Annotated in this window: 20 protein-coding genes and 1 riboswitch; of the genes, 15 read left to right on the plus strand and 5 right to left on the minus strand. The window is 70.9% G+C overall.

Annotated features, from left to right (window positions below; all coding sequences use genetic code 11):
• The 3 genes from ACZ4NB_RS36960 to ACZ4NB_RS36970 form a co-directional block, all read left to right on the plus strand.
• On the plus strand, positions 1 to 471 hold a 471-nt coding region (locus ACZ4NB_RS36960; RefSeq protein ID WP_467667434.1), incomplete at its 5' end, for a cbb3-type cytochrome c oxidase subunit I.
• Complete coding sequence (locus tag ACZ4NB_RS36965; RefSeq protein WP_382867521.1) at positions 468 to 866, plus strand: cytochrome c oxidase subunit 4; 399 nt, start codon at positions 468 to 470, stop codon at positions 864 to 866. The genes ACZ4NB_RS36960 and ACZ4NB_RS36965, both read left to right, overlap by 4 nt.
• Positions 867 to 1,032: 166 nt before the next feature.
• Entirely contained in the window at positions 1,033 to 2,301 is a 1,269-nt protein-coding gene (locus tag ACZ4NB_RS36970) for a L,D-transpeptidase (protein WP_467667435.1), read from the plus strand.
• A gap of 28 nt (positions 2,302 to 2,329) precedes the next feature.
• On the opposite strand, the gene ACZ4NB_RS36975 is transcribed toward ACZ4NB_RS36970, so the two are convergent.
• Positions 2,330 to 2,743 (minus strand): response regulator transcription factor, encoded by a 414-nt coding sequence (locus ACZ4NB_RS36975; protein ID WP_467667436.1) that lies wholly within the window; start codon positions 2,741 to 2,743, stop codon positions 2,330 to 2,332.
• A 275-nt stretch (positions 2,744 to 3,018) separates the two neighbouring features.
• Between ACZ4NB_RS36975 and ctaE the strand changes: the two genes are divergently transcribed.
• From ctaE to ACZ4NB_RS37005, 6 genes are all read left to right on the plus strand, one after another.
• Positions 3,019 to 3,639: an aa3-type cytochrome oxidase subunit III gene (gene ctaE, locus ACZ4NB_RS36980; protein WP_362614683.1), complete on the plus strand. Its 621-nt coding sequence runs from the start codon at positions 3,019 to 3,021 to the stop codon at positions 3,637 to 3,639.
• A 72-nt stretch (positions 3,640 to 3,711) separates the two neighbouring features.
• Entirely contained in the window at positions 3,712 to 4,521 is an 810-nt protein-coding gene (gene qcrC / locus ACZ4NB_RS36985; protein WP_467667437.1) for a cytochrome bc1 complex diheme cytochrome c subunit, read from the plus strand.
• Positions 4,518 to 5,582 carry a cytochrome bc1 complex Rieske iron-sulfur subunit gene (gene qcrA, locus ACZ4NB_RS36990; RefSeq protein ID WP_467667438.1) on the plus strand — a complete coding sequence of 355 codons (1,065 nt, stop codon included), beginning with the start codon at positions 4,518 to 4,520 and terminating at the stop codon, positions 5,580 to 5,582. Before qcrC ends, qcrA begins: the two co-directional genes overlap by 4 nt.
• The gene (gene qcrB / locus ACZ4NB_RS36995; RefSeq protein ID WP_467667439.1) at positions 5,579 to 7,216 is read left to right on the plus strand and encodes a cytochrome bc1 complex cytochrome b subunit; all 1,638 of its coding nucleotides are present in this window, start codon (positions 5,579 to 5,581) and stop codon (positions 7,214 to 7,216) included. Before qcrA ends, qcrB begins: the two co-directional genes overlap by 4 nt.
• Before the next feature lie 140 nt (positions 7,217 to 7,356).
• A complete protein-coding gene (gene trpD / locus ACZ4NB_RS37000) occupies positions 7,357 to 8,421 on the plus strand; it encodes an anthranilate phosphoribosyltransferase (RefSeq protein ID WP_467667440.1) in 1,065 nt (354 codons plus the stop codon).
• A gap of 91 nt (positions 8,422 to 8,512) precedes the next feature.
• Positions 8,513 to 8,630: riboswitch (SAM riboswitch) on the plus strand.
• Between the two features lie 181 nt (positions 8,631 to 8,811).
• A complete protein-coding gene (locus tag ACZ4NB_RS37005; RefSeq protein WP_467667441.1) occupies positions 8,812 to 10,185 on the plus strand; it encodes an aminotransferase class V-fold PLP-dependent enzyme in 1,374 nt (457 codons plus the stop codon).
• Between the two features lie 417 nt (positions 10,186 to 10,602).
• Here the strand turns inward: ACZ4NB_RS37005 and ACZ4NB_RS37010 are convergent, their stop codons facing one another.
• A complete protein-coding gene (locus ACZ4NB_RS37010) occupies positions 10,603 to 10,884 on the minus strand; it encodes an Lrp/AsnC family transcriptional regulator (protein ID WP_467667442.1) in 282 nt (93 codons plus the stop codon).
• A complete protein-coding gene (locus ACZ4NB_RS37015) occupies positions 10,881 to 11,561 on the minus strand; it encodes a rhomboid family intramembrane serine protease (protein WP_467667463.1) in 681 nt (226 codons plus the stop codon). The genes ACZ4NB_RS37010 and ACZ4NB_RS37015 overlap by 4 nt, the downstream gene beginning before the upstream one ends.
• Positions 11,562 to 11,888: 327 nt before the next feature.
• Here ACZ4NB_RS37015 and ACZ4NB_RS37020 point away from each other — a divergent pair, with 327 nt between their 5' ends.
• The 5 genes from ACZ4NB_RS37020 (at position 11,889) to ACZ4NB_RS37040 (ending at position 17,635) form a co-directional block, all read left to right on the plus strand.
• Positions 11,889 to 12,128, plus strand: coding sequence for a hypothetical protein (locus ACZ4NB_RS37020; protein ID WP_384441105.1), 240 nt, complete (start codon positions 11,889 to 11,891; stop codon positions 12,126 to 12,128).
• A gap of 18 nt (positions 12,129 to 12,146) precedes the next feature.
• The gene (locus ACZ4NB_RS37025; RefSeq protein ID WP_467667443.1) at positions 12,147 to 13,520 is read left to right on the plus strand and encodes an NYN domain-containing protein; all 1,374 of its coding nucleotides are present in this window, start codon (positions 12,147 to 12,149) and stop codon (positions 13,518 to 13,520) included.
• 304 nt (positions 13,521 to 13,824) lie between these two features.
• On the plus strand, positions 13,825 to 14,850 hold the full coding sequence (locus ACZ4NB_RS37030; protein ID WP_467667444.1) for a C40 family peptidase: 1,026 nt from the start codon (positions 13,825 to 13,827) through the stop codon (positions 14,848 to 14,850).
• 307 nt (positions 14,851 to 15,157) lie between these two features.
• Positions 15,158 to 16,198 carry a C40 family peptidase gene (locus ACZ4NB_RS37035; RefSeq protein ID WP_467667445.1) on the plus strand — a complete coding sequence of 347 codons (1,041 nt, stop codon included), beginning with the start codon at positions 15,158 to 15,160 and terminating at the stop codon, positions 16,196 to 16,198.
• 51 nt (positions 16,199 to 16,249) lie between these two features.
• Positions 16,250 to 17,635: a hypothetical protein gene (locus ACZ4NB_RS37040; RefSeq protein WP_467667446.1), complete on the plus strand. Its 1,386-nt coding sequence runs from the start codon at positions 16,250 to 16,252 to the stop codon at positions 17,633 to 17,635.
• Here the strand turns inward: ACZ4NB_RS37040 and ACZ4NB_RS37045 are convergent.
• The gene (locus ACZ4NB_RS37045; protein ID WP_467667464.1) at positions 17,592 to 18,839 is read right to left on the minus strand and encodes a glycosyltransferase 87 family protein; all 1,248 of its coding nucleotides are present in this window, start codon (positions 18,837 to 18,839) and stop codon (positions 17,592 to 17,594) included. The genes ACZ4NB_RS37040 and ACZ4NB_RS37045 overlap by 44 nt on opposite strands.
• A 178-nt stretch (positions 18,840 to 19,017) precedes the next feature.
• On the opposite strand from ACZ4NB_RS37045, the gene ACZ4NB_RS37050 reads away from it, so the two are divergent.
• Positions 19,018 to 20,160, plus strand: coding sequence for a glycosyltransferase family 4 protein (locus tag ACZ4NB_RS37050; RefSeq protein ID WP_467667447.1), 1,143 nt, complete (start codon positions 19,018 to 19,020; stop codon positions 20,158 to 20,160).
• 434 nt (positions 20,161 to 20,594) lie between these two features.
• Here ACZ4NB_RS37050 and ACZ4NB_RS37055 read toward each other — a convergent pair whose 3' ends face one another.
• The gene (locus tag ACZ4NB_RS37055; RefSeq protein ID WP_467667448.1) at positions 20,595 to 22,391 is read right to left on the minus strand and encodes an AMP-dependent synthetase/ligase; all 1,797 of its coding nucleotides are present in this window, start codon (positions 22,389 to 22,391) and stop codon (positions 20,595 to 20,597) included.
• Between the last annotated feature and the right edge of the window lie 226 nt (positions 22,392 to 22,617).

Consider the following 22,617-nt stretch of genomic DNA (forward strand, 5'->3'; position numbering starts at 1 on the left):
TTCACCGGCAAGATGCTCGACGAGCGGCTCGGCAAGATCACGTTCTGGACGCTGTTCATCGGCTTCCACGGCACGTTCCTCGTCCAGCACTGGCTGGGTGCCGAGGGCATGCCGCGGCGTTACGCGGACTACCTCGCGGCCGACGGCTTCACGGCGCTGAACACCATCTCGACGATCAGCTCGTTCGTGCTGGGCCTGTCGATCCTGCCGTTCCTCTACAACGTCTGGAAGACGGCGAAGTACGGCAAGAAGGTCGAGGTCGACGACCCGTGGGGCTACGGCCGCTCGCTGGAGTGGGCGACGTCCTGCCCGCCGCCGCGGCACAACTTCCTCACCCTGCCGCGCATTCGCTCCGAATCCCCGGCGTTCGACCTGCACCACCCGGAGATCGCGGCCCTCGACGCGCTGCACAACGGTCACGGCGCCGAGGACGACAAGTCCCTCGCCGGCGGCAAGGAGGCGGGCAAGTGAAGATCCAGGGCAAGATGTTCATCTGGCTCTCCGTCTTCGTCCTGGCCATGGCGATCGTCTATGGCCTGTGGTCGAAGGAGCCGGCGGGCACCACCGCGCTGTTCCTCGCCTTCGGCCTGTGCATCATGGTCGGCTACTACCTGGCCTTCACGGCCCGGCGGGTCGACGCGGGCGCACAGGACAACGAGAACGCCGAGGTCTCGGACGACGCCGGTGAGCTGGGCTTCTTCAGCCCGCACAGCTGGCAGCCGCTGTCCCTGGCCGTCGGTGGCGCGCTGGCCTTCCTGGGCGTCGTCTTCGGCTGGTGGCTGCTGTACTTCTCCCTGCCGGTGATCTTCGTCGGCCTCTTCGGCTGGGTCTTCGAGTACTACCACGGTGAGAACCGCACGCAGTAAGAGCACATCAGGCGTGCACAGCACGGCTGACACGCCGCAAGGGCGGGCCCGGACACCCCAACAGGTGTCCGGGCCCGCCCCGTTTGGGCGGCAGGAACAGGCAGGGACACACCCGTTTGCAGTCCTCCAGCGCGCTGAGACAGGTGATTCTTCATATTTTTGGGTCATGAGTCACAGACCTCGAACCCGGACGGTGCTGAGCTGCGGCCTCCTGCTCGTGCCCCTCGCGGTGAGCTCTGCCGCGTGCGGGGGCTCGGCGTCGGAAGCGCTCTCCGCCGATCCCTACGACGCGGGCGACCAGATCACCGCCAACACCCCGGACGGAAAGCGGCAAGCGGACCCCGACAAGCCGCTTGAGGTCTCCGTCACGGACGACGAGGCGCGGATCACGGACGTGACCGCCACCGATTCCACCGGCCGCTTCGTGCACGGCGAACTGAGCGCCGACGGCAGGCACTGGCGCACCACCGCGCCCCTGGCCGCCGGAACCCGCTACACGGTGCGGGTCAGCACCGAGGAGGACGGCACACCGGGTCGCAAGACGCTGGTGGTCAACACCAAGGACGTCGCGGGCCAGTTGACCGCGGTCTTCGGCCCGGAGAGCGGCGAGTACGGCGTCGGCCAGCCGATCACCGCCGAGCTGAGCAAGCCCATCAAGGACCCCAAGGCGCGCGCCGTCGTCGAGAGCGCCCTGAAGGTCGACTCCATGCCGCGCGTCGAGGGCGCCTGGCACTGGGTGGACGACAAGAAGCTGCACTTCCGCCCGAAGGTGTACTGGCCCGCCCACGCCACCATCTCGGTGCACAGCAACCTGGCCGGCCTGAAGATCGCCAAGGGGTTCTACGGAGGCGTCTCCAAGCCCGTCCGGCTCACCACCGGCGACCGCGTGGAGGCCGTCACCGACGCGGCGGCGCACCAGATGACGGTCAGGCGCAACGGCTCGACGATCAACACCATCCCCGTCACCACCGGCAAGCCCGGATTCTCCACCCGCAACGGCGTCAAGGTCGTGCTCGGCAAGGAGAGCTTCGTACGGATGCGCAGTTCCACCGTCGGCATCGCCGCCGGCAGCTCGGAGTCCTACGACCTGCCGGTCTACTGGGCCACCCGGGTGACCTGGAGCGGCGAGTACGTCCACGCCGCACCCTGGTCCGTCGGATCGCAGGGCGCGGCGAACGTCAGCCACGGCTGTACGGGCATGTCCACCAGCAACGCCCAGTGGTTCTTCAACACCGTGCGGGTCGGCGACATCGTCAAGGTCGTCAACAGCGGCGGCGAGACCATGACGCCGTTCGACAACGGCTTCGGCGACTGGAACCTGCCGTGGAACGAATGGCGCGCCGGCAGCGCCCTGAAGGGCAAGGCCACCACCACAGGAGCCGCCGAGCGCCAGCAGAACCCCAGCGACGACGCCCGGCTGCGCCCGAAGATCTAGGGGCCGTCCTGCGGGCCCTAAGGGACCGTCAGCGGGCCGCTGTGGCCTGTACGAGGTGCTTGCGGCGCAGCAGCCCGGCCAGGGCGTCGGCGAAGGCCACCGGATCGATCGGATGGGTCACGGCGGCGTCCGCCCGGCTCCAGGTGGCCAGCCAGGCGTCCTGGGGGCGGCCGATCAGCAGCAGCACCGGCGGGCACTGGAAGATCTCGTCCTTGATCTGCCGGCACACGCCCATCCCGCCCGCCGGCGCGGTCTCGCCGTCCAGCACGCAGACGTCGATGCCGCCCTGCTCCAGGGCCTCCAGGACGGCCGGGGCGGTGGCGCACTCCAGGATCTCGATCTGCGGGGCATCGGCGGCGGGGCGCCGTCCGGCCGCCAGCCGGACCTGCTCGCGGGTGGTGGCGTTGTCGCTGTAGACCAGCACCGTGGCAGTCGCCTGCATCGTTCCTCCACGCTCTTCGTAGCGGCACAGCATCGGGTGGCACTGTTGCGCCGGATGCTACTCCCGCAACCAGTGCCCGCAGGAGGGGTTGAACACATCCAAGATCTGCCCGACGGGCCGTCAGGACCGGGTTCCGGCGGCCCCGCCGGCGGCCCGGCGGGCCGGCGCTTCCCCCCTTCGGGCGACCGCCGAATTGGGCCGTACGAGCAGGGCATACGTCCTTGACACACCGAACGGCACCCCCCGGAGTGAGGGCGGGATAAGCGACCGACATAATGTCGGTCGTGGCGACAGCAACGACAGTAGAAACCGGGCACGCGCACCCGTCGGTCAATCGGCCGAACCTCACCAGCGTCGGAACCATCATCTGGCTGAGTTCCGAGCTGATGTTCTTCGCGGCCCTCTTCGCGATGTACTTCACCCTCCGATCGGTGACCGGCGCCGAGTATTGGAAGGAATCCGCCGATGCGTTGAATCTTCCGTTCTCCGCGACCAACACCACGATCCTGGTGCTCAGCTCCCTGACCTGCCAGCTCGGCGTTTTCGCGGCCGAGCGCGGCGACGTCAAGAAGCTCCGGGCCTGGTTCGTGGTCACCTTCGTCATGGGTGCGATCTTCATCGGCGGTCAGGTCTTCGAGTACACCGAGCTGGTCAAGCACGAGGGCCTGTCGCTCTCGTCCGGCCCGTACGGCTCGGTGTTCTACCTGACCACCGGCTTCCACGGACTGCACGTGACGGGCGGCCTGATCGCCTTCCTGCTGGTCCTGGGCAGGACGTACGCGGCCAAGAGGTTCACCCACACGCAGGCCACCGCGGCCATCGTTGTGTCCTACTACTGGCACTTCGTCGATGTCGTCTGGATCGGCCTCTTCGCCACGATCTACCTGATCAAGTAGCCCCTGCCGGCTCCGCATCAGACAGACATATCCACAGCATCGACGCAGAAGATCCTGACACCGGGGTAATCCGTGAAAAAGCTCTCCGCACGACGGCGCCATCCGCTGGCGGCGCTCGTCGTCCTACTCCTCGCGCTGGCGGTCACCGGGGGGCTGTACGCCGCGTTCGCGCCGGCGGACAAGGCTCAGGCCGATGACACCGCCCAGTCCCTTGCCATCAAGGAGGGCAAGAAGCTCTACGCCGTCGGCTGTGCAAGCTGCCACGGCACCGGCGGTCAGGGCACGACCGACGGCCCGAGCCTGGTCGGCGTCGGCGCCGCAGCCGTCGACTTCCAGGTCGGCACCGGCCGCATGCCGGCCCAGCAGCCCGGCGCCCAGGTGCCGCGGAAGAAGGCCATCTACAACGACGCCCAGCGTGAGGCCCTGGCGGCCTACGTCGCGTCGCTGGGTGCCGGTCCCACCGTCCCGGAGAAGTCGCAGTACAGCCCCGATGGTGCCGACGTCGGCAAGGGCGGCGAGCTGTTCCGCACCAACTGCGCGCAGTGCCACAACTTCACCGGCAAGGGCGGCGCCCTCACCAACGGCAAGTACGCACCGACGCTTGAGGGCGTGGACCCGAAGCACATCTACGAGGCCATGGAAACCGGCCCGCAGAACATGCCCTCCTTCGGTGACGGCTCGCTGAGCAAGCAGAACAAGAAGGACATCATCGCGTACCTCGGCGCCGTCAACGGCGATGAATCCGAGAGCCCCGGCGGCCTGGACCTCGGCGGTCTCGGCCCGGTCAGCGAGGGTCTCTTCGGCTACATCTTCGGCCTGGGCGCGCTGGTAGTGGTCGCCATCTGGGTCGCAGCCCGGACTACGAAGGCCAAGAAGTCATGAGCGAGACTGGACGACACGCAGACGTGCCAGAAGAAATCCTTCCCAGTGAGCGGGAGACGGCTCACGAGGGCGCGCTGGCGAAGGCGGACAACCCGTTCGCCGACCCGGGGCTGCCGCCCCACGAGCACCGCGCCCAGGACATCGACGAGCGGGCCGCCAAGCGCTCCGAGCGCACCGTCGCCCTCCTCTTCCTGGTGTCCATGATCGCCACGGTCGGCTTCATCGCCTCGTACGTGGCCATCCCGATCGACAAGATCGTCTACATCTGGCCGATCGGCCACATCAGCGCACTGAACTTCGCGCTCGGTCTGACGCTCGGTGCGGCGCTGTTCTGCATCGGCGCCGGCGCGGTCCACTGGGCCCGCACGCTGATGTCGGACGTGGAGGTCGCCGACGACCGGCACCCGATCGAGGCCACGCCCGAGGTCAAGGCCAAGGTCATGGCGGACTTCAGGGCCGGTGCCGAGGAGTCCGGGTTCGGCCGCCGCAAGCTGATCCGCAACACGATGTTCGGCGCGCTGGCCCTGGTGCCGCTCTCCGGCGTCGTCCTGCTGCGCGACCTCGGTCCGCTGCCGGGGACCAAGCTGCGCACGACGAACTGGAAGAAGGGCGTCCGCCTCGTCAACCAGTCCACCAACCTTCCGCTGCGTCCCGAGGACATCGCGGTCGGCTCGCTGACCTTCGCCAAGCCCGAGGGCCTGGAGGAGGACAGCGAGGACTTCAACGAGCACATCGCCAAGGACGCCCTGATGCTCGTGCGGATCCAGCCGCAGAACATCAAGGACAAGCAGGAGCTCGCCTGGTCCCACGAGGGCATCGTGGCGTACTCGAAGATCTGCACCCACGTGGGCTGCCCGATCAGCCTGTACGAGCAGCAGACGCACCACGTGCTCTGCCCCTGCCACCAGTCGACCTTCGACCTCGCTGACGGTGGTCGGGTGATCTTCGGTCCCGCCGGACACGCCCTGCCGCAGCTGCACATCACGGAGAAGGACGGCTTCCTGGAGGCCGCGAGCGGCTTCGCGGAGCCCGTCGGCCCGAGCTTCTGGGAGCGCGGATGAGTAACGAACAAGGCGCGACCAACCCGCGCCGCGGCCAGGCGCCGCGGGGCGAGCGGATCGCCGACTGGGCGGACGGCCGGCTGGGCATCTACAGCCTCGCCAAGGCCAACATGCGCAAGATCTTCCCGGACCACTGGTCCTTCATGCTGGGTGAGGTCGCGCTCTACAGCTTCATCATCATCATCCTGACCGGTGTCTACCTGACGCTGTTCTTCCACCCGAGCATGGCCGAGGTCACCTACCACGGTTCCTATGTGCCCATGCAGGGAATCCGGATGACCCAGGCCTTCGAGTCGACGCTGAACATCAGCTTCGACGTCCGCGGTGGTCTGCTCATCCGCCAGATCCACCACTGGGCCGCGCTGGTCTTCCTGGCCGCGATGATGGTCCACATGATGCGGGTGTTCTTCACCGGCGCCTTCCGCAAGCCGCGCGAGGTCAACTGGCTGTTCGGCTTCCTGCTGTTCGTGCTGGGCATGTTCACCGGCTTCACCGGCTACTCGCTCCCCGACGACCTGCTCTCCGGTACCGGTGTGCGGTTCATCGAGGGCGTCATCCTGGCGATGCCGCTGGTCGGTTCGTACCTGCAGATGTTCATCTTCGGCGGCGAGTTCCCCGGGCACGACATCATCCCGAGGTTCTTCACGGTGCACGTGCTGCTGCTGCCGGGCATCATGCTCGGCCTGCTGGTGGCGCACCTGATCCTGGTCTTCTACCACAAGCACACCCAGTTCCCGGGTGCCGGCAAGACCAACAACAACGTCGTCGGCATGCCGCTGCTGCCGGTCTACATGGCCAAGGCCGGAGGCTTCTTCTTCCTGGTCTTCGGTGTGATCTCGGTGATCGCCGCGGTCGCCAGCATCAACCCGGTGTGGGCCATCGGCCCGTACCGGCCCGACCAGGTCTCCACGGGCGCCCAGCCCGACTGGTACATGGGCTTCGCCGAGGGTCTGGTCCGTGTCATGCCGGGCTGGGAGTGGGACTTCTGGGGCCACACCGTCAACTTCGGTGTGCTGATCCCGATCCTGATCTTCCCGCTGGTCCTGGTCGCCATCGCGGTCTACCCGTTCGTCGAGTCCTGGGTCCGCGGCGACAAGCGCGAGCACCACATCCTGGACCGCCCGCGCAACGTGCCCACCCGCACCGGCTTCGGTGTGGCCTGGCTGGTCGCGTACTTCGTGATGCTGATCGGTGGTGGCAACGACCTGTGGGCGACCCACTTCCACCTGTCGATCAACACCATCACCTGGTTCGTCCGGATCGCGTTCTTCGTCGGACCGGTGCTGGCCTTCATCGCCACCAAGCGGATCTGCCTGGGTCTGCAGCGGCGCGACAAGGACAAGGTGCTGCACGGCCGCGAGTCCGGCATCATCAAGCGCCTGCCGCACGGTGAGTTCATCGAGGTCCACGAGCCGCTCGACCAGGAGCAGCTGCACCTGCTGACGCAGCACGAGCAGCCCAAGCCGCTCGAACTGGGCCCGGAGGTCGACGAGAACGGCGTCAAGCGCAAGATCAAGCGCTCGCAGAAGCTGCGCGCCAAGCTCTCGAAGTCCTACTACGGCGAGGACAGCGTCATCGCCAAGCCCACGGTCGAGGAGTACCAGGAGATCACCAGCGGCCACGGCCACCACTGATCCCCTCGGTGCCTCGTAGCGCACCGTAGGCAGTACGCCACCCAGAGGGCCCCGTCCGGCGATCGGACGGGGCCCTCCGGCATGTCTGCCGGGTCGATAGGGTGACGGCATAGGCAGGAAACACACCAGGAGCGTGGACCATGAACGTTGTGACCCCGGCAGGCGGCGACAGCGTGGCGGCCCACACCTGGCCGGGCCTCCTCAACGCCCTCCTCGACGGCCGCGACCTCAGCGCGGACGACACCGCCTGGGCGATGGACAAGATCATGCGGGGCGAGGCCAGCGACGCCCAGATCGCCGGTTTCGCGGTGGCGCTGCGGGCCAAGGGCGAGACCGTCGCCGAGATCTCCGGACTGGTCCGCACCATGTACGCGCACGCCCGGCTGATCGAGGTCCCCGGCCCCAGCGTCGACATCGTCGGCACCGGCGGCGACGGCGCCAAGACCGTCAACATCTCCACGATGTCCTCGATCGTGGTGGCCGGCACCGGCGCGAAGGTCGTCAAGCACGGCAACCGCGCGGCGTCCTCGGCCAGCGGAGCCTCCGACGTCCTGGAGAAGCTCGGCGTCAACCTCGACCTCACCCCGCAGCGGGTCACCGCGGTCGCGCAGGAGGCGGGCATCACCTTCTGCTTCGCGGTGAAGTTCCACCCCTCACTGCGGCACGTCGCCAACGCCCGGGGCCAGCTCGGCATCCGCACGACCTTCAACGTGCTGGGCCCGCTGACCAACCCCGCGCAGGTCCGCGCCCAGGCGACCGGCGTCGCCGACGCCCGGATGGCGCCGATCCTGGCCGGCGTGCTCGCCGAGCGCGGCTCCTCGGCGCTGGTCTTCCGCGGCGACGACGGCCTGGACGAGCTGACCACGACCGCGACCTCCCGGGTGTGGGTCGTACGGGACGGAGCGGTGCGCGAGGAGCCCTTCGACCCGCGGGACGTGGGCATCGAGCTGGTGCCGGTGGAGGCCCTGCGCGGCGCGGACGCCTCGTACAACGCGGAGGTGGCCCGCCGGCTGCTGGACGGCGAGACCGGGCCGGTACGCGATGCCGTGCTGCTGAACTCCGCGGCCGCGCTGGTCGCGCTGGAGCCGGGCGACGGCCCGTTGGCGGAGCAGATCCGCGCGGGCATCGAGAAGGCCGCCGCCTCGATCGACTCCGGCGCCGCCAAGCGGGCGCTGGAGCGGTGGGTGGCCGCCAGCAACGCATGAGCGGCCGGTGACGCAGAGTGTGACGCAGGCCCCAGTCCGTCATGCGGACCGGGGCTTGCGCGTTGATGATCGTGTGGCATGATGCTGCGCAGGTCACGAGTGACAGCGACATAGGCCCCGGCCCGCTGTCCGGCAACCCTCCTTCCGTGGCGGGGTGCCCCGGGTGATGACCAGGCCGCAGGCAGCGAGGTCTGCGGCAAGCGCGGATCCCTCGCCAGGGATCCTGGTCCCCGAGGGAGAACTTCCGTGAATCAGCGAATGCGATAGGGCCCGACGGCCCCTTTTCCGCACCCCTTTTCCTTTCACGCTGCGGCGCCCCGGCATTGCGCTGTGACGCACCCTGACGCGCCCGCCCGCAGCGAATTCGCTTGTCTCTCACGGGAGTTCGCCATGTCTGTTTCCGCCGTTGCCGCCGACAGTTCCGTTTGCGCCCCGCTGCCGGTTCTGGGACGCGACGTCCTGGTCCCGCTCGTGACCGGCGGCGAGGTCGACTACGCCGCGCTCGACTACGCCGCCAGCGCACCGGCCCTCCAGCGGGTCTGGGACGACGTGGCCGCCTACGCCCCGTACTACGGCAGCGTGCACCGCGGCGCCGGATACCTCTCCCAGCTCTCCACCGACCTCTTCGAGAACAGCCGCCGGACCATCGCCGAGTTCCTCGGCTGCCGGGCCGGCGACCAGGTGGTCTTCACCCGCTCCACCACCGACTCGCTCAACCTCCTCGCCGCCGTACTCCCGCCCGACACCCGGGTGTTCGTCTTCGAGACCGAGCACCACGCCTCGCTGCTGCCCTGGGAGCAGCGCGCGGACGTCGCGGTGACCTATCTGAACGCGCCGCGCACCCCGCAGCAGGCGGTGGACATCCTGGAGAAGGCGCTCGCCGAGCGCGAGCCCTACGGGCCGGCGCTGGTGTGCGTGACCGGTGCGTCCAATGTGACCGGTGAGCTGTGGCCGGTACGGGAGCTGGCGGCCGCGGCCCACGCCCACGGCGCGCGGATCGTGCTGGACGCGGCGCAGCTCGCCCCGCACCACCCCCTCGACATCGCCGAGCTGGACGCCGACTGGGTCGCCTTCTCCGGCCACAAGCTGTACGCGCCGTTCGGCGCCGGGGTGCTGGCCGGCCGCGCGGACTGGCTGCAGGACGCCGAGCCGTACCTGGCGGGCGGCGGCGCCAGTCGCAAGGTCTCCCGGCGCACCGACGGCGGTGTGGACGTCGAATGGCACACCACCGCGGCCCGGCACGAGGCCGGCTCACCCAACGTCATCGGCGCCTACGCGATCGCCTCCGCCTGCCAGGCGCTCACCGAGGCCGGCTTCGACACCCTGGTCGCCCGCGAGCAGGCGCTGATCGCCCGGGTACGGGCGGGCCTGGCCGAGGTGCCCGAGGTCAAGGTGCTCTCCCTCTTCGGCGACGACGCACCGAGGGTGGGCGTGCTCTCGTTCGTCGTCGAGGGCTGGAACAGCTCGCACTTCGCCGCCGCGCTGTCGGCCGAGTACGGCATCGGCGTGCGCGACGGCCTGTTCTGCGCGCACCCGCTCGTACGGACCCTGCTGGGCAGTGAGCCGCAGGACCCCGGGGAGTGCGGCGCCCCCGAGGCGGCCCCCGGCGAGCGCGCCCTGAACGCCATCCGCGTCAGCTTCGGCGCCGGCACCCCCGACGAGCACATCGACCGCTTCGTCGGCGCGGTGAAGGAACTCATCGCGGACGGCGCACGGTGGAACTACCGCACGGAGGACGGCCGTTGCGTACCCGCGTCTTCTTGACGCGGGGAGCCTTCCCACGTTTTCGGCTGCGGCGCCGTGCGCCGTCTCGCCTGCGGCGGGCTGGGTCCGCTGCGCGGGGCTGTTCGGGTGCCGGTGTCGGTCCTCCGGGGCTGGGTGTCCGGACTGCTGCGCTTTACGTCCGGACACCCAGCCCCTCCGGCCCGCCCCCTCCCGTTGAGGGTGGGAAAAAACCGTGGGGGTGCACGTCATCCCGTATGCGCAGGTAGTGGGCGGATTGGGCCCGCCCCCACCGGCCTCCCCAACCCCCACCCACGGGAGGGGACAGACCGTAGGACGGAGTCCGTAGGGCTGTCACCGCACCCGACAAACAACCGCCCGCCGCCAGGCGCCACGGCGAGAAACCAGCACGGCGCCGCAGACGACTACGTGGGAAGCCGGCCAAGCGCAGCGGACGGGCTAGGCGTCGAGCCCGATCGCGAACGCCGCCTCCAAGTCGTGCTGGGAGTACGTGCGGAAGGCGATGTGCGTCTCGGTGGAGGCGACGCCGGGGATCTTGCTGATGCGGCCGGGGATGACGTCCGCCAGGTCGTCGTGGGCGGCGACCCGGACCATGGCGATGAGGTCGTGGGCGCCGGTGACCGAGTAGACCTCGCTGACGCCGTCCAGTGCGGCGATCTTCTCGGCGATCTCGGGGATCTGGTCCACGCTGGTCTTGATGAGCACGATCGACGTGATCACGGCTGGCTCTCTCCCTCGGTCGCCGGGTCATTCGCCCTGGTGGCCCCCACACTATCCCTCCGGTAGCGGACCCAGGCGTACAGAAAGCCGAGCGCGAAGCCGACGACGTGTGCGAGGTAGGCGACGCCGGGACCGCGGGGGTCGTCCTGGGCGGCCTGCCACTGGAGGAAGAACCAGAACAGCAGCACGATCCAGGCGGGGAAGCGCAGCGGAAGGAAGAACAGGAACGGGAAGACGCTGGTGACCCGGGCCCTGGGGAAGAGGTAGAGGAAGGCGCCCAGGACGCCGGCGATCGAGCCGGAGGCGCCCACCAGCGTCTGGCCCGAGGAGGCGTGCGCGGCCGCGTAGCCGAGCAGCGCCAGGTAGCCGATGATGAGGTAGAAGGCGGCGAACGGCAGCCGGCCCATCCGCGCCTCGGCCATCCCGCCGAAGACGTACAGAAACAGTATGTTGCCGAGCAGATGCAGCCAGCTGCCGTGCACGAACAGCGCGGTGAGCGGAGTGATCAGCGCCCGCAGCGAACCGCTCCAGAGCTCCAGTGGGATCACGCCCCACCGCTCGAAGTACGCGGTCTGCGCTTTCAGCAGGGCGTCGCCGGTGCCGTACATCCGGTTCAGGGTGCAGACGGGGCCGGTCACGAAGACCACGCAGCACAGGCCGATCAGCACATTCGTCAGCCGCGAGAACACCGCGGACAGGGACCGGGTGGGGTGCGGCGGGCGGGGGAGGAGGCCGGATGGGCGGGCCGAATCGGCGCGCGCGGAGCGCGGAGTACGGGGTGAACGGGGTGGGGGAGCCGGCGCCGTCATGAAGTGATCATGGCGTAATGCGGGCAATCGGGACAGAGTGCCTCGCCGCGTCCCGGCTCCTGGGCGGGGCCCGCACCGGCCCCCCATCAGGCCGTAGGGTTGCAGGCAGTACCTTGCGTACTTCCGCAGTCCGACGGCGCACCGCGTGAACGGCGCAGCAGCATGAGATCGACGAGCATGAAAGAGGACGACACGATGTCTGTTCCCCTGCCGACGGCCGAAACCCGGTGGCGCTGCACGCTGTGCGGCAACCTCACCCGTTTCGACGTGACCCGTCAGGCCAAGGTCGTGGAGTACGTCCACCTGGACCTGGCCGGGGAGCCGAAGGTGGAGGAGCGCGAGGTCCTCAGTGAGAGCATCGAGTCCGTGCGCTGCCGCTGGTGCAACGCGGTCGACCAGATCGAGCTGGTGGACCGTCCGGGCGCGAGCGCCTGAGATCGGAGCGATGCAGCCGTGGTGGACCGTCCAGAAGGGGAGCCGGGGGCCGAGCGCGACGACGCACCTGCGGGTGCGGCGGACGAGGTGCTCGACCGCCCGCTGCCCGAGGGCGTCCGGCGCCGGGTCGTGGCGCTCACCGCGGAGTCCTTCGGCGCGCTGACCGTCGCCGAACTCCCGGCTCCACTGCGGCAGTACGCCCGGTTCACGCCGACCCGCCGGGCCAAGTTCGCCGGAAACGCGATGGCCGCGGCGCTGGAAGGCGACGCGGTCTTCCGGCAGCGGATCGCCGGCAAGCTGCGCGAGGCCCAGCCGGAGCTCGCCGAGGCGCTGGAGCACGGCACCCCGCCCGCCGCCGCCGATCCGCTCGATGTCGCCGCGGCCGCCTATGTGCTGCGGCCCGACGGCTGGGTCAAGCTCGTCGCGGCGGCCGGCGAGGAGGCGCAGCGGGCGCGCGCCGAGCGGGCCGGCGAGGAGGCCGAACGGGAGCTGTCCCGGCTGCGCGCGGAGCTGGCGCAGGCGCACGACGAGGCGCGGGCGGACTCCGAGCAGATCCGCGCGGACCTGGAGGCCGCCCGCAAGGAGAACGAGACGCTGCGCCGCAAGCTGCGCAGCGCGCTCAGCGACGTCAAGCGCGGTGAGGCCGCGGTGCGCAAGGCCGAGGCCGAACTGGCCGACGTACGGGACCGGGCGGCCGCCGAGAAGAACGCCGCGGACAGCGAGGTGCGCCGGCTCAAGGCCCGGACCGCCGAGGTCGAGGCGTCGCTGGAGACCAGTCGGCGAGCCGTCCGCGAGGGGCGCAGCGTCGAGGACATGCGGCTGCGGCTGCTGCTGGACACCGTTCTGGACGCCGCCCAGGGGCTGCGCCGCGAGCTGGCGCTGCCGCCCGCCAACGTCCATCCGGCCGACACCGTCGACGCGGTCGCGCCGGGCCGGATGACGCCCAAGGACATCGCGACGCGCGCGCTGTCGGAGACCGACCCGGCGCTGCTCGACCAGCTATTGGCGCTGCCCCAGGCGCATTTGGTGGTGGATGGCTACAACGTCACCAAAACCGGCTATCCGACCATGCCGCTCGACAAGCAGCGGCTGCGCCTCCTGGGCGGGCTCGCGGTGCTGGCGGCGCAGACCGGCGCCGAGATGACCTGCGTCTTCGACGGTGCGGAGCTGGCCGCGCCGGTGCTGCTCGCGCCCCCGCGCGGCGTCCGGGTCCTGTTCAGCAAACCGGGCGTAACGGCCGATGAGTTGATTCGTCAACTCGTACGTGCCGAACCGCCCGGCCGTCCGGTCGTCGTGGTCTCCACGGACCGGGAAGTGGCCGACGGTGTGGCGAAGGCCGGGGCGCGGCCGGTCGCATCGGCCCTGTTGCTCAAGCGACTTGCCCGTACCTGACGGGTGAGATTCGGACTTCCGGACCGCGGAAGAAAATCGCTTGCCATCCGTCTCTCAGTGTCAATTGGCGCTCACAGCCTGTGTGATGTTGGTAAAGGATGGGGTTTGTGGCGCAGATTTTTCCTATGAGGATTTGAAGCGATCACAGCTCGGTTACTAAGGTCGGGCGCGAACCTTCATACAGGTGATCATCCAACCGGGATGAACAGTGAAGGTACCGCCGAGTCCGCGGCGTTCACGCGGAGCCGGGGTCTTTGCCCCCCACTTCCCGGTAGGCGGCTGGAGGAAGAAGGAGCTCGCCCCCGTGGCGTCCCACCGTCGACCCAAGCAGCCGAGCCGTACCCGCGTGACCGTGCTCACCGCCACCGCCGCGGCGGCCGTGGCCCTTTCGTCCCAGGCCGCCCAGGCCGCCCCCACGCCGTCGAAGAAGGACGTCAAGTCCAAGGTCGACAAGCTGTACGAGGAGGCCGAGCAGGCCACCGAGAAGTACAACGGGGTCAAGGAGCAGCAGGACAAGCTCCAGAAGGAGGTCGACGACCTCCAGGACAAGGTCGCGCGCGGGCAGGGTGACCTCAACCAGCTCCGCAAGGGCCTCGGCGCGGTCGCCTCCGGCCAGTACCGCAGCGGCTCCATCGACCCCTCGGTCCAGCTGTTCCTCTCCGGCGACCCGGACACCTACCTCGAAAAGGCCGCCACCCTCGACCAGTTGAGCGGCAAGCAGGCCGAGCAGCTCAAGGCCATCGCGGACAAGCAGCGCCGGCTCGCCCAGGAGCGCGCGGAGGCCGCGAGCAAGATCCAGGACCTCTCCGAGACCCGTAAGGCGCTCGGCGAGAAGAAGGACGAGATCAAGGGCAAGCTCGCCAAGGCGCAGCAGCTGCTCAACACCCTGACGGCCAAGGAGCGGGCGGCCATGGAGGCCGAGCAGGCCCGCGCCGACCGCAGCAACGAGCGCGCCGACCTCGGCGACGACGTGCCCGCCTCGCAGCGCGGTGCGGCCGCCCTGGCCGCCGCGCAGTCCAAGATAGGTTCGCCCTACGTCTGGGGCGCCACGGGCCCGTCGTCCTTCGACTGCTCGGGCCTGACCTCCTGGGCGTACCAGCAGGCCGGCCAGTCGCTGCCGCGCACCTCGCAGGCGCAGGCCAACGCCGGCACCCGGATCGGCTCGCAGGACGCCCTCAAGCCCGGCGATCTGGTGCTCTTCTACGGCGACCTGCACCACATCGGCCTCTACGCGGGCAATGGCACGGTGCTGCACGCCCCGAAGCCGGGTGCCTCCGTGCGCTACGAGTCGATCAACAACATGCCGTTCATGTTCGGCGTGCGGGTCTGACAAGCCCGACCACACCCTCAACCTGCCGCCCGAACGGGCGAATTGCGGCGTTCGTCGCGCGCCTCCCGCCCCGCCGGTGACCTGCACAGTCACCGGCGGGGCGGCTTTTTGCGCACTGAATGGGGCTTTTGGCCGGTGTGCACCGATGCGGTTACTGTCCTGCCCTTGCAGCATCCGGTCACCGCGCGCCCTCTTGGGCGACGGGGATCGCCCCGCACTCTCGGCCGCTCCCCAGGCTCTCGGCTCCGCTCAAGCAGGGGAGCACTCCCACGGGACGGCGGGACCCATCGGAAGGAGTGTGGCTCTCGTGGCGTCCCACCGCCGTCCCGCACAGCACGGCCAGCGCGCCCTCGCCGGGGTCACCGTGCTGTCCGCCGCGCTGGCGACCGCGGCCGCCGGACTGTCGGCACCGCCGGCGTCCGCCTCCCCCGCGGACCCCGCCGGCCGCGACGCGGCGCTGGCCCGGGTCCGGACGCTCTACGAGCAGGCGGAGCGGGCCACCGAGCAGTTCAACGGCGCCGACGCCCGCACCAGGAAGCTGCGCGACGAGGCCGCCACCCTCCAGGACCGCACCGCCCGCGCCCAGGAGCTGGTCAACCGGATGCGCGGCCGGATCGGGGCGCTGGCCGCCGCCCAGTACCGGGCCGGCGGTCTCGACCCCGCCCTGAAGCTGATGCTCTCCGAACGGCCCGACAGCTACCTGGAGAAGGCATCCGCACTCCACCGCCTCGGCGTCGCCCAGGCCACCCACCTGCGCGAACTGCGGGCGGCGCAGCAGACCCTGGAAACCCAGCGCCGACAGACCGTCCGGAAGCTGGCCGAGCTGGAGTCCAGCCGCCGGCAGGTCGCCCGCCACAAGAAGCACGTCCAGCACAAGCTGGCCCTCGCCCAGCGGCTGCTGAACACCCTCCCCATGGAGACCAGAGCGGCCTACGACCGGATCTCGCGGAGCGACGGGCGCGGCGAGATGGTCCCCGACCTCGGCGGCGCCCTACCGACCTCCGGGCGGGCCGCCGCAGCCGTCGACGCGGTGCGCGCCGCCGTGGGCTCCCCGTACGCCTGGGGAAGCAACGGCCCCGGGGCCTTCGACTGCTCCGGACTCACCCAATGGGCCTACAGCTGGGCCGGCGTCTGGCTGCCCCGCACCTCACAGGGCCAGCGCGGCGCCGGCCGGCAGATTCCGCTCGGCCAGGTGCAGCCCGGTGACCTGGTCATCTACCGCTCGGATGCCAGTCATGTCGGCATGTACGTCGGAAACGGCCAGGTCGTGCACGCGCCCCATCCCGGCGCGCGGGTGCGCTACGACCCGGTCGGGATGATGCCGATCTCGTCCGTCACCAGGCCCTGAGGCGGCGCCCAGCGTTTTTGCCCCGGCCGGGCCGGAATTACGATCGGCCGCATGTCACACCAGTGGGCGAGACGGCCGACACGGGCCGGGGCGGCGGCCTGTGCCGTCGTGACCGGCCTCGCGCTGCTCGCCCCCCTGGCCGGCTGCGCGCCCCGGACCTCCTCCTCGGCCCGCTTCCCGGACGTCCAGCGGATGCTCGACGACCGGGCGCGGGCCGTCCAGCGGCGGGACGAGGCGGGCTTCCTGGCCGCCGTCGACCCCCGCGCCGCCGGCTACCGCGCCCGCCAGCGCGCCGTGTTCGCCCATCTGTCGGGCATACCGGTGACCGACTGGCACTACGACCTCGACTCCACCGACGCCTTCCCCCTCACCGGCCCCGGCGGCGGCGAACGGCTCGCCGCGAAGGTGCGGCTGCGCTACCGCCTCAAGGGCTACGACACCGCACCGGTCAACGCCGTGCAGTACCTCACCCTGACCGAGCGCGACGGCCGCTGGCTGATCTCCTCGGACACCGACGGCGCGGCGGCCGGCAAGAGCGGCACCCGCCAGCTGTGGGACCAGGGCCCGGTCCGGGTGGTCCACGGCCGGCACAGCCTGGTCCTCGGCGGCGCCGCGCACCTGGACCGGCTCAAGGACCTGGCGCGCCGCGCCGACCAGGCGGTGCCCGCGGTCTCCGCGGCCTGGAAGGGCAAGTGGGCGCGGAAGGTCGTGGTCGAGGCGCCGGACTCGGTCGAGCAGATGGCGCAGCTGATGGGCAGCGACGACCCCTCCGGCTACCGGGGGATCGCGGCGGTCACCACCGGTGAGGCGGGCGTCTCCACGGCCGCCCCGGCGGACCGCGTGATCATCAACCCCAACGCCTACGAGGAGCTCAACGACCTGGGCCGCAAGGTGGTCCTCACCCACGAGACCACCCATGTCGCCACCCGCACGGTCACCACCGCGGCCACCCCCCTGTGGCTCTCCGAGGGCTTCGCCGACTGGGTCGCCTACCGGGGCACCCACCGCAAGGCCGCCACCACCGCCCCCGAGCTCACCCGCGCGGTCCACAGCGGCAAGCTCCCCGCCAAGCTGCCCACCGACGCGGACTTCGGCTTCAGCGCCGGCGCCGACCGGCTGGCCAAGGCGTACGAGGGCAGCTGGCTGGCCTGCCGCATGATCGCCGAGCGGTGGGGCGAGGCGAAGCTGATCGCCTTCTACCGGGCGGCGGGCCGCAGCGGGCTGCGTACGGCGGCGACCGGAGGCGCGGGCGCGCCGATGGAGGCGGCCACGGCGGCACCGTCCGGCGTCCGGCCGGCGTCGCCGGCCGCCGGCTCCGGCTACCGCCCGCTGACCCGGGCCGACCGCACGGACCGCGCCATGCGGGCCCAGCTGGGGGTCGGCCTCGCGGAGTTCACCGCACAGTGGCGGGCGTATGTGCGCAAGGAGCTGCGCTGAGCTCCTCCGTACCGCCCACGGGGCGGCGGGTCGAGGCCCACAGCCGGCGGCAGGCCAGCAGCGACGCGGCGACCAGCAGCCCGTTGCGCAGGGCCAGCAGGGCGACGCCCCGCGGATCGCTCGCCACGACGTGCGCGAACCCGATGGGGAACTCCAGCAGGGTGACCCCGGTGGCGAGCACGACCAGCACCGCGGGCAGCGCCTGACGGCTCGCCCGTACGGTCGTGCACACCGCCCCCAGCCCCACCAGCCAGAGCATGTACTGCGGGCTGATCACCCGGCTCGTGGTCGTGAAGAGCAGGGTGGCGGTGAACGCCGCATCGCACAGCGTCGCGGCCGTGAACGCCCCGGCCCGCAGCCGCCACAGCACCAGCCAGCCCAGGGCGGCCCCGCTCAGCGCCAGCGCCAGGGAGCTGACCAGCTCCACGCCGGGTCCCAGGAACTCCACCGAGCCGTAGTTGAGCAGCACCTGGCCGTCCCACCCGTAATGGCGCGCGACATGGAAGACCAGCCCGCCCAGCGACTCGATCTCCGTGCCGCGGTCGCGCTGGAAGGTGAGGAAGGCCAGCGCGCCCGGGGCGGCGACCACACAGCACACGGTCAGCCCGGCCGCGGTGGCGCCCGCGCTCCGCCACAGGGCGCCCGCCCGCCGGCCGCGCACCGCCACCCCGGCCAGCAGCAGCGCCGGCCAGGCCTTCAGCAGGGTGCCGAACGCGACCAGCGCGCCCGCCACCCGCGGCCGGCGCACCGCCGCGAACAGCGCTGCGACGGCCACCACCGTGACCATCAGGTCGTAGCGGGCGTACGCGGTCGGACCCAGCAGCGCCACCCCCGCGATCCACACCCAGGCACCGGCCGACCGGTTGCCGGCCCGCCGGCCCGCACGCAGGAACAGCACGAGCCCCACCGCGTCGGCGACGAGCACCAGGGCGAAGAACGCCGGGGCGTAGTCGAGGAACGGCAGCAGACCGGGCGCGAGGACGGCGAGGGCGGCCGCTGGGGGGTACTGCCAGGTCACATCGTCCAGCGGGTACGTACCGGTCTTCAGGACGTCGAACCAGCCCTGGTAGATCACCGACACATCCGTGGTGACATCCGGCCCCGGCAGCACCACCACCCTCAGCACACACAGCAGCACCACGGCCCGGGTCACGGCCCAGCTCACGACCGGAAGCCACCCGCCACGCACTCCGCCTCCGGTCATCGCCACCTCTTCGCCGCCCCTTCCCACTGCTCCCCGCATCATGCCCGGCGCGACCGGACGCGGTGGCGCGGCCCGCACCGGCGTGGCGGGGCGAGGCGCCCCCGGCGGGACGGCGCCCGGTACTGTCGGGCCCGAACCGCCGAGAGCGACCGCTCGGACCGACCGTCGAGAGACCATCGTGCACAAGACCCTGATCGTCACGAACGACTTCCCGCCCCGGCCCGGCGGCATCCAGGCATTCCTGCACAGCATGGCGCTGCGCCTGGACCCCTCCCAGGTCGTCGTCTACGCCTCCACCTGGAAGCGCAGCAGGGAGGGTCTCGCGGCCACCGCCGCCTTCGACGCCGAGCAGCCGTTCCCGGTGGTCAGGGACCGTACGACGATGCTGCTGCCGACGCCCCGGGTGACCCGGCGGGCCACCGCGCTGCTGCGTGAACACGGCTGCTCCTCCGTATGGTTCGGTGCCGCGGCGCCGCTCGGGCTGATGGCCCCCGCGCTCCGCTCGGCCGGCGCCCGCCGCATCGTGGCGACCACCCACGGCCACGAGGCGGGCTGGGCGCAGCTGCCCGCCGCCCGCCAACTGCTGCGCCGGATCGGCGAGGGCACCGACACCCTCACCTACCTCGGCGAGTACACCCGCTCGCGGATCGCCGCAGCGCTCACCCCGCAGGCCGCCGCGCGCATGGTCCAACTCCCGCCCGGCGTCGACGAGAAGACCTTCCACCCCGGCTCCGGCGGCGACGAGGTACGGGCCCGGCTCGGCCTCACCGGCCGCCCGGTCGTGGTGTGCGTCTCGCGCCTCGTCCCGCGCAAGGGCCAGGACACCCTCATCGAGGCGATGCCCGCCATCGTCGCCGCGGTGCCCGACGCGGTGCTGCTGATCGTCGGCGGCGGCCCGTACGAGAAGGAACTGCGCGCCCTGGCCCAGGAGAAGGGCGTGGCGGACGCGGTGCGCTTCACCGGCGCCGTCCCCTGGGAGGAGCTGCCGGCCCACTTCGGCGCCGGCGACGTCTTCGCGATGCCGTGCCGCACCCGCCGCGGCGGCCTCGACGTCGAGGGCCTGGGCATCGTCTACCTGGAGGCGTCCGCCACGGGGCTCCCGGTGGTCGCGGGGGACTCCGGAGGCGCACCGGACGCGGTCCTCGACGGCGAGACCGGCTGGGTCGTCCCCGGCGGCGCCCCCACCCCCGCCGCCGACCGCATCATCACCCTCCTGAAGGACCCCGAACTCCGCCGCACGATGGGCGAGCGGGGCCGCGCCTGGGTGGCCGAGAGGTGGCGCTGGGACCTGTTGGCGGAGCAGCTGAAGGCGTTGCTGTAGGCGTACGTTGTCGGCTGTCCCGCCGTGCCTCGTCTCGCCGTTGCTCCCCCACTGCCTAAAGGGCGTGGGAGGTACCCCCAGCGGCGGGCGGTTGTTTGTCGGGTGCGGTGACAGCCCTACGGACTCCGTCCTACGGTCTGTCCCCTCCCGTGGGTGGGGGGAAGGCGGTCCGGTGGGGGCGAGCCCAATCCGTCGACCGCGCGCGCACGACGGCTGACGTCCACCCCCACCGTCTTCTCCCACCCTCAACGGGAGGGGGCGGGCCGGAGGGGCTGGGTGTCCGGACGTAAAGCGCAGCAGTCCGGACACCCAGCCCCGGAGGACCGTCACCGGCACCCGAACAGCCCCGCGCAGCGGCCCCGCCCGCCGCAGGCGAACCACCGCAACCCCCACGGCGGGAAAGCCGAAAACGTGGGAAGCAGCCCCAAGCGCAGCTACCCGCGGTAAATCGCCTCGATCTCCTCCGCGAAGTCCTTCGCGACCACGTTCCGCTTCAGCTTCAGCGACGGGGTGACATGGCCGGACTCCTCGGTGAACTGGGTCGGCAGGATGCGGAACTTGCGCACCGACTCGGCCTTGGAGACGGCCGCGTTGCCGTCGTCGACGGCGCGCTGGACGGCGGCCAGCAGCTCCGGGTCCTCGGCGATCTGCGACGGCGTGATGTCGGCGGGGTGGCCGTGCTCCTCGGCCCAGCGGGGGAGGAACTCCTCGTCGAGGGTGACCAGCGCGCCGATGAAGGGCCGGCCGTCGCCGACGACCATGCACTCCGCGATCAGGGCGTGCGCCCGGATACGGTCCTCGATCACGGCCGGCGCGACGTTCTTGCCGCCCGCGGTGACCAGTATCTCCTTCTTGCGGCCGGTGATGGCGAGGTACCCGTCCTCGTCGAGGGTGCCGATGTCGCCGGTGTGGAACCAGCCGTCGGAGAGCGCCTCTTCGGTGGCCGAGGGGTTGTTCCAGTACTCGGTGAAGAGGTGCTCGCCGTGCAGCAGGACCTCGCCGTCGTCGGCGATGCGCACGACCGAGCCCGGCAGGGGCTGGCCGACGGTGCCGATCTTCTGGCGGTCCCAGGGGTTGAAGGCGGTGGCCGCACAGGACTCCGTCAGGCCGTAGCCCTCCAGGGCGGTGAAGCCGATGCCGCGGTAGAAGTGGCCGAGGCGCTCGCCGAGCGGCGCGCCGCCGGAGATGGCGTGCGTGGCGCGGCCGCCGAGGACGGCCCGCAGCTTGCCGAAGACCAGCCGGTCGAAGACCTTGTACTTCAGCTTCAGGCCCAGCGACGGGCCGTCGGGGGCGTCCAGGGCGCGGCTGTAGGCGATCGCCGTCTCCGCCGCCTTGTCGAAGATCTTGCCCTTGCCGTCGGCCTGGGCCTTGGCCCGCGCCGAGTTGTAGACCTTCTCGAAGACCCGCGGGACGCCCAGGATCAGCGTCGGCCGGAAGGAGGACAGGTCGTCGGTGAGGTTCTTGATGTCGGGGGCGTGGCCCAGCTTGATGGGGGCCATCACGGAGGCGACCTGCACCAGGCGCCCGAAGACATGGGCGATGGGCAGGAAGAGCAGGACCGAGGAGTCGCCCGTACGGAACAGCGGCCGCAGCCGCTCGACGACGTTGCCGCACTCGGCGAAGAAGCTGCGGTGGCTGAGCACACAGCCCTTGGGGCGGCCGGTGGTGCCGGAGGTGTAGACGATGGTGGCGGGCGAGTCCGCGTCGGCGAGCGCGCTGCGCGCGTCCACCTCGTCGTCGGACAGGCCGGAGCCGGCCGCCTGGAGCCGGGCGATCGCGTCCCGTTCGATCTGCCAGATGTTCGCCAGCTCCGGCAGCCGGTCGCGGACCGACTCGACGGTCGCCTCGTGGGCGGGCGTCTCCACCAGGCAGGCCACCGCGCCGGAGTCGCCGAGGATCCACTGGATCTGCTCGGCGGAGCTGGTCTCGTACACGGGGACGGTGATCGCGCCGGCGCTCCAGATGGCGAAGTCCAGCAGCGTCCACTCGTAGCGGGTGCGCGACATCAGGCCGACCCGGTCGCCGGGCTGGACGCCGGAGGCGATCAGGCCCTTGGCGGCGGCGCGGACCTCGGCGAGGAAGGTGGTGGCGGTGACGTCCTGCCACTGCCCGTTCACCTTGCGTCCCATGACGGCAACATCCGGGTGCTGCGCGGCATTTCGGCGGATGAGATCCGTCAGATTGCCGTCCGTGGGGACCTCGTACAGGGCCGGAAGGCTGAACTCGCGCAAGACTGTTGCTCCTCAAAAGCGCCGGCGCCACGACGCTGTGTGCACACCGGCGGCGGTCCATGATCAAGCAAGGGGGATTGGACTGCCCGGACGTTACCCATGGGTATTGCTATTGGGATAGGGGGGAACGGCCAGATGTTTCATGCGTCACACGCTTGCGGAAACGCCATGGGGACTGTCCCGCGCAGACTAGACCAGCCGGTCGGTGACCCGAAAGTAACCACGA

This window comes from Streptomyces sp. NPDC026575 (assembly GCF_055567415.1).